The organism is Mycobacterium sp. NAZ190054 (assembly GCF_001545925.1).
Classification (GTDB): Bacteria; Actinomycetota; Actinomycetes; order Mycobacteriales; family Mycobacteriaceae; genus Mycobacterium.
On the sequence record NZ_LMVQ01000234.1, the window covers coordinates 1 to 5,766 of the forward strand.

Consider the following 5,766-nt stretch of genomic DNA (forward strand, 5'->3'; position numbering starts at 1 on the left):
CTCGGGCGTTCCGCCGATGCCGACGAGCAGGTCGGTGCCCGAGTTGGGCCGGCAGGCCGAGATGGCGCCGGCGACGTCGCCGTCGGAGATCAGCCGGATGCGTGCGCCGGCCTCACGGACATCGGCGATCAGCTCCTGGTGGCGCGGACGGTCCAGGATGCAGACGGTCAGGTCGCGGACGCTGGAGTTCTTGACCTTGGCGACGCGGCGGATGTTCTCGGCGATCGGCGCGGTGATGTCGATGACGTCGGCGGCGTCGGGGCCGACCGCGATCTTGTTCATGTAGAACACGGCCGACGGGTCGAACATCGCGCCCCGCTCGGCCACCGCCAGCACCGAGATCGCGTTGGGCATGCCCTTGCTCATCAGCGTGGTGCCGTCGACCGGGTCCACGGCGAAGTCGCATTCCGGGCCGTCGCCGTTGCCTACCTCCTCGCCGTTGTAGAGCATCGGCGCGTTGTCCTTCTCGCCCTCGCCGATCACCACGACGCCGCGCATCGACACCGAGTTCACCAGTTCGCGCATCGCGTCGACGGCCGCACCGTCGCCGCCTTCCTTGTCGCCACGGCCGACCCACCGGCCCGCCGCCATCGCGCCGGCCTCGGTCACTCGGACGAGTTCCAGGGCGAGGTTGCGGTCCGGGGCTTCACGTCGGGAGGTCGATGAGCCGCTGGCGCGAGAAGCATCCGGAGAAGTCATGGGCAGATTGTCCCATTAGCGGGTTCGCAATCGGGAGCTGGGATACTGGCGGGCATGACGACGCCGCCCGAGCCGGGGCACCAGGTCACCGGTGACCCCGGGCGTGACTCCGATACCGCGAACGAGCATTCCGCCCGATACGTCGTGACGCCGGTGGCGCCGCCGGCCAAGTCGCGGCTGCTGCAGGACGGCCGCGACATGTTCTGGTCGATGGCCCCGCTCGTGGTGGCCTGCCTGGTGCTGGCCGGTTTGCTCGGCATGTGCTCGTTCGCGCCGACGGGTCCCGGGCCGGGACCGGCACCCGACTACGACGCGCCCGCCGCGCTGCGGGCGGACGCCGACGCGCTCAAGATCCCGATCCGGGTGCCGCAGCTGCCCGACGGCTGGCAGGCCAACTCGGGCAGTCGCAAGGGCATCGAGGGCGGCCGCACCGACCCGGTGACCGGGCAGGCCGTCCGCGCGGTCGGCGCCGTGGTCGGCTATCTGACCCCGGGCGGGATGTACCTGAGCATCACCCAGAGCAATGCCGACGAGGACAAGCTCGTCGCGACGTTCAGCCCTGAACTGGTGCCGACCGGCGTCCAGGACGTCGACGGTGTCCGGTGGGTGGTCTACGAGGGCGGTGAGAGCGACGGCAAGCCCAACGAGCCGGTGTGGACCGCGCAGGTCCGCGGCCCGACCGGGCCGGCGCAACTCGCCGTGAGTGGCGCCGCAGGTCCGGAGGATTACCGTACGCTGGCGGCCGCGACCCAGTCCCAGGGGCCGTTGCCGGTCGATTGACCGCCGCCGGTCGAGCAGCCGAGGAGACGCCATGAGCGGACCAGAAGCCGATCTGCGCGGGTGGGCCGCCGAGCCGTTCACCGCGGCGGGCTACACCCATGACGTGTACCGCAAGGGCGAGGGCCCGGGCGTGGTGCTCATCCCGGAGATGCCCGGTCTGCATCCCGGCGTGCTCGCGCTCGGAAATCATCTGGTGGACAACGGCTTCACCGTGTGGTCTCCGTCGCTGTTCGGCACCCCGGGCAAACCGGCGCTGGGGCCGGGCGCGGTGCCGGCGCTGGTGAAGGGCTGCATCGCCAAGGAGTTCGCGGCGTTCGCCACCAACGCCGACCGGCCGGTGGCGCACTATCTGCGCGCGCTGGCGCGTGAACTGAACGCCGCGACGCCGGGTAGGGGCGTCGGCGTGATCGGGCAGTGCTTCACCGGCGGTTTCGCGCTGGCCGCCGCGGTCGACGACGCCGTGCTCGCACCGGTGATGAGTCAGCCGTCGTTGCCGCTGCCGCTGACACCGGGACAGCGGCGCGATCCGGGTCTGTCCGAGGCCGAACTCAAGGTCGTCGAGCGTCGCGCCGCCGACGAGGGACTCTGCGCCTTGGGCCTGCGGTTCAGCGAGGATCTGATGTCCCCGGCGGCGCGGTTCAACACGCTCAAGGCGCGGCTCGGGGACGCGTTCGAGGTGATCGAGATCAGCTCGAAGCCGGGAAATCCGGACGGCATCGGGCGCGCGGCGCATTCGGTGCTGACCGATCAGGTCATCGAGCGCGACGGTCATCCCGCCTACGAGGCGCGCCGTCGGGTCGTCGAATTCCTCAAGGAGCGGCTGACTTAGCGGGCGCCGGCGCGGGTTTCGGCCGGCCCGGCAGCAGCCGGCGCCACCACGGGACCGTGCGGGCCGCACGGTCGTCGGAGTGGTCCCCGCCGGTGCCGGTGATCGACTCCACCGGCGCGTCCTTGTACACCACCCGGTAGACGCTGATCGTCGTCACGATCACGATCATCAGCACCGGTCCCAGCACGATGCCGATGAACCCGAACATCTGCAGCCCGGCGAACACCGCGAGCAGCATCAGCGCCGGATGCAGGTGCGCGCTCTTGGGCACCAGGAACGGCCGCAGCACGTTGTCGATGTTCGTCGTGACGATGACGTGGAACACGATGACGAAGATGCCGCCGACCGGGTTGCCGAACACCGCCATGCCGACGCCCAGCGGGATGGTCACGATGCCGCTGCCCAGCGGGATGAACGACAGCACGGTCAGGAAGATCACGAACATGAAGAAACCGTCGTGGATGCCGGCGAGGTACACCGAGATCGCGCCGGCGACGCCCTGGCACACCGCGATGATGAACTGGCCCTTCACCGTCGCCGACACCATCGCCCCGATCTTGGCGAGGTAGATGTCGGACACCTGCTCGCCCAACGGGTTCAGGTCGCGGAACAGGTCGAGCACCTTGGTGCCGTTGGTCAGCAGCGCGAGGAACACGTAGATGAAGATGATCAGCGCCGTGACCGTCGCGACGATGCCGCCCACCGACTCGCGGGCGAAGCTGAGCGCGAACTCCCCGCCCTTCTGCCCGACGGTGGCCAGCGCGTCGCGCACCGATTGAGGTGTCAGCGTGACGTCCACGAACGGGATGCGGGCCAGGAGCTCGTTCGCCGAGTCCAGCAGTCGTTGTGCCAGCGCGGTGAAGTCGGTCTGCTCGACCCAGTCGCCGATGCTCGTCACCATCTGACTGATCTGCAGGAAGGCCAGGAAGACCACGCCCGACAACGGCAGCGCCACCGTCGCGATCGCCGCCAACAGCGTCACCGTCGCGGCCGCGCCGGGACCCATCCTGGCCCGCAACCGGGTGAACAGCGGGGTGAACAGGTAGGCCAGCACCGCCGCGATCGCGATGAGCAGCACGTAGGTGCGGAGGAAGTACGCGCCGAACGCCAGCGCGATCACGGTCAGCACCGCCAGCGCGCGCTTCTGGGTGAGCGTGAAATCGTCTCTCATGCAAGCCCTCCCGACCCCGCCCGTTCGGATGCCGAGCGCAACCCTATCCGCTGTCGGCGGTACCGGTCGGGTATCGCGCGACCTGCCGGGACCGCTGCCGGCCGACGAACCGCATCGAGAGCCGGTTCATCACCCCGGGAGCCAGCCGGGCGAACCACCACTGCGCCTGGGCCGCAGCGGGTTTGACCAGGATCGCCTTGCCGCGTCCGATCGCGCGCAGCGTGTCGCGGGCCAGCCGGTCGGCGTCGTAGGCCCTGCCGCCCTGGGTCTGCAGGAAGTAGTCCCGGCCGACGAACCCGCCGACGGCGCCCTTGTCCAGGATCGGGGTCTCCACCGCGGCGGGGCAGACCACCAGCACCCCGACCCCGCGCGGCACGGCCTCCGACCGCAACGCCATCGACAGCCCGACGACGGCGTGCTTGGTCGCGACATAGCTGGTGATCTGGCCGGCGGCGGCCAGCCCGGCCATCGACGCGGTGTTCACGATGTGCCCGTGGCCCTGGCGCAGCATCTGTGGGTACGCCGCGGCGACACCGTGGACGACACCACGCAGGTTGACGTCGATGATCGCGTTCCACTGGTCGAGGGTCAGCAGCTCGGTGTCGCCTCCCCACACGATGCCGGCGTTGTTGAACATCAGGTCGAGCCGGCCCGAGCGCGCCACGACGTCGTCGACATCGTGGCCGCCCCCGCCGACGGGTCCGCCGAGGCGCGTCTGATCGCCACGGACGCGGTCGTGGTCCTGGTGTCCGCGAAGGAGGGCGGAGTCGGTACCCGCGGTTCGGGTCGTGTCGTCCTGGTGGCGTTGCCCGCCGCGGCGGCGAAGTCCGTCGCCGGCCTTGCCCTGGTCCACGCGGTGACGCTGACATTGCACTAGACACAACAAAATGCCGCCCCCGGGAAACCCCGGGGGCGGCATTCTGACAGTCAGATCACCAGTCGCCGATACCGGGACCGGTGGGCCACTCACCCTCGAAAGCCGACGACGTGGTTCCGACGACAGCCTTGACGCTGTCGCGGACCTCGCCGACCGCGTGGACAATGCCGGCATCCGCGACACGGGCTTCAGAAATACCGCGGGCGACACCGAAGTCGTTGATCCGGACCACCGAGAACTCGGTGGCCTGGCGGCTGGTGACCGTCGGGCCCGGCCCGACCTCTTCCACTTCCGCGCTGGCGGTCCCGGTGCCGAGTCCGGCGAAAGCTGTGGCCACGGCGAACGAGCCAAGGCCTAGAACACCCAGCTTCTTCGAACTACGGGTGGACGCTTTGGCATGCTTGGCCATCAGCATTCCCCTTTGATAGACGGACACAAGTGTCCTAGTTACGTTTTCAGGCTTCCACAGCCTAGCAGGCGAAACTTCCGCCCGCGCCCCGAGTGGCAGATTCGTTTTGCGCGCGATCCGCGCAGGTCCGAGCGGTTTTCGGGGAGTTCTGCAGACGTTCACCTTCGACCGTGACGACGTAGTGCTCCATCGCCGCTCCGGAACCCCCACAGCGACGGAATGCGGTATCTCCCAACGCTTTTCGGAAACGCCGGGCAGGAAGGGCCGCGTCGGCGGTGATCCTGCCATTTCTCCAGGCCCGCCCGCGGGCCCATCGGACCGGCTAAGTTTCGAGGATCCGCTCGTCAACCGGAACGAAAGGGGTGTGGCCCTAATGCTGAAAGGGTTCAAGGAGTTCATCGCGCGGGGGAACGTGATCGACCTCGCGGTCGCGGTCGTCATCGGCGCGGCGTTCACCGGGCTGGTGACCGCCTTCACCGAGAACGTCATCCAACCGCTCATCGACCGGATCGGCGCGGGTCCCGACGCCGAGTACGGCATCCTGCGAATCCCGCTGGGGGGTGACCAGTTCGTCGACCTGAACGCGGTGTTGTCGGCCGCCATCAACTTCCTCATCGTCGCCGCCGTCATCTACTTCGTGATCGTTCTGCCTTTCAAGAAGCTCAAGGAACGCGACAAGAAGGTGGAGTCCACCGAGACAGAGCTGACGCTGCTGACCGAGATCCGCGATCTGATGCGGGCCAACGCGGACGGCGAGGTCGGCAGGCACGCAGGCAAGGTGCCGCAGAACCACTCCGACCAATGAGAACGACGACTGCCTGAAAGCGGAAACGGCCCCCGGCTGACGCCGGGGGCCGTTTCTGTAGAGCCTTGTGTCAGTTCATGTTCCAGGGCTCGCCGTAGGTGGTGACGCTGTCACCGGTCGACGAGATCAGCCGGGCGAACGGACGCAGCAGCACACCACCGGCAGCACCGGTCACCGTGCCGTGCGCGTTGGACAC

Annotated in this window: 7 protein-coding genes and 2 pseudogenes; 4 read left to right on the top strand and 5 right to left on the bottom strand. The window is 68.8% G+C overall.

All coding sequences use genetic code 11. The features are described 5' to 3' along the window. A partial coding sequence (gene glpX, locus ASJ79_RS16885; RefSeq protein ID WP_082753880.1) for a class II fructose-bisphosphatase occupies positions 1–699 on the bottom strand: 699 nt, incomplete at its 3' end. Positions 700–753: 54 nt separating this feature from the next. Between glpX and ASJ79_RS16890 the strand changes: the two genes are divergently transcribed. Next, complete coding sequence (locus ASJ79_RS16890; RefSeq protein WP_082753879.1) at positions 754–1,479, top strand: DUF4245 domain-containing protein; 726 nt, start codon at positions 754–756, stop codon at positions 1,477–1,479. Positions 1,480–1,510: 31 nt separating this feature from the next. After that, positions 1,511–2,308, top strand: coding sequence for a dienelactone hydrolase family protein (locus ASJ79_RS16895; RefSeq protein ID WP_067957343.1), 798 nt, complete (start codon positions 1,511–1,513; stop codon positions 2,306–2,308). Here the strand turns inward: ASJ79_RS16895 and ASJ79_RS16900 are convergent. Next, positions 2,289–3,479, bottom strand: a complete 1,191-nt coding sequence (locus ASJ79_RS16900; protein ID WP_067957346.1) for an AI-2E family transporter — start codon at positions 3,477–3,479, stop codon at positions 2,289–2,291. The two genes, ASJ79_RS16895 and ASJ79_RS16900, sit on opposite strands and share 20 nt — an antisense overlap. Before the next feature lie 43 nt (positions 3,480–3,522). Beyond that, positions 3,523–4,155 (bottom strand): annotated as a pseudogene (locus ASJ79_RS16905) (SDR family NAD(P)-dependent oxidoreductase); the annotation flags it as partial. On the opposite strand from ASJ79_RS16905, the pseudogene ASJ79_RS16910 reads away from it, so the two are divergent. After that, positions 4,144–4,356: pseudogene (locus ASJ79_RS16910) on the top strand (flagellar biosynthesis protein FlgA); the annotation flags it as partial. The pseudogenes ASJ79_RS16905 and ASJ79_RS16910 sit on opposite strands and share 12 nt — an antisense overlap. Before the next feature lie 55 nt (positions 4,357–4,411). Here the strand turns inward: ASJ79_RS16910 and ASJ79_RS16915 are convergent. Continuing rightward, the gene (locus tag ASJ79_RS16915) at positions 4,412–4,765 is read right to left on the bottom strand and encodes a hypothetical protein (protein ID WP_067957357.1); all 354 of its coding nucleotides are present in this window, start codon (positions 4,763–4,765) and stop codon (positions 4,412–4,414) included. 373 nt (positions 4,766–5,138) lie between these two features. Between ASJ79_RS16915 and mscL the strand changes: the two genes are divergently transcribed. Next, positions 5,139–5,570 (top strand): large-conductance mechanosensitive channel protein MscL, encoded by a 432-nt coding sequence (gene mscL, locus ASJ79_RS16920; protein ID WP_067957349.1) that lies wholly within the window; start codon positions 5,139–5,141, stop codon positions 5,568–5,570. A 70-nt stretch (positions 5,571–5,640) separates the two neighbouring features. On the opposite strand, the gene ASJ79_RS31140 is transcribed toward mscL, so the two are convergent. After that, a partial coding sequence (locus ASJ79_RS31140) for an MspA family porin (RefSeq protein WP_197420251.1) occupies positions 5,641–5,766 on the bottom strand: 126 nt, incomplete at its 5' end.

Bases quoted from the DNA above. Each gene is read 5' to 3' on its own strand.
- ASJ79_RS16895 (WP_067957343.1), top strand. From the start codon at position 1,511: ATGAGCGGACCAGAAGCCGATCTGCGCGGGTGGGCCGCCGAGCCGTTC.
- ASJ79_RS16890 (WP_082753879.1), top strand. From the start codon at position 754: ATGACGACGCCGCCCGAGCCGGGGCACCAGGTCACCGGTGACCCCGGG.
- mscL (WP_067957349.1), top strand. From the start codon at position 5,139: ATGCTGAAAGGGTTCAAGGAGTTCATCGCGCGGGGGAACGTGATCGAC.
- ASJ79_RS16900 (WP_067957346.1), bottom strand. From the start codon at position 3,479: ATGAGAGACGATTTCACGCTCACCCAGAAGCGCGCGCTGGCGGTGCTG.
- ASJ79_RS16915 (WP_067957357.1), bottom strand. From the start codon at position 4,765: ATGGCCAAGCATGCCAAAGCGTCCACCCGTAGTTCGAAGAAGCTGGGT.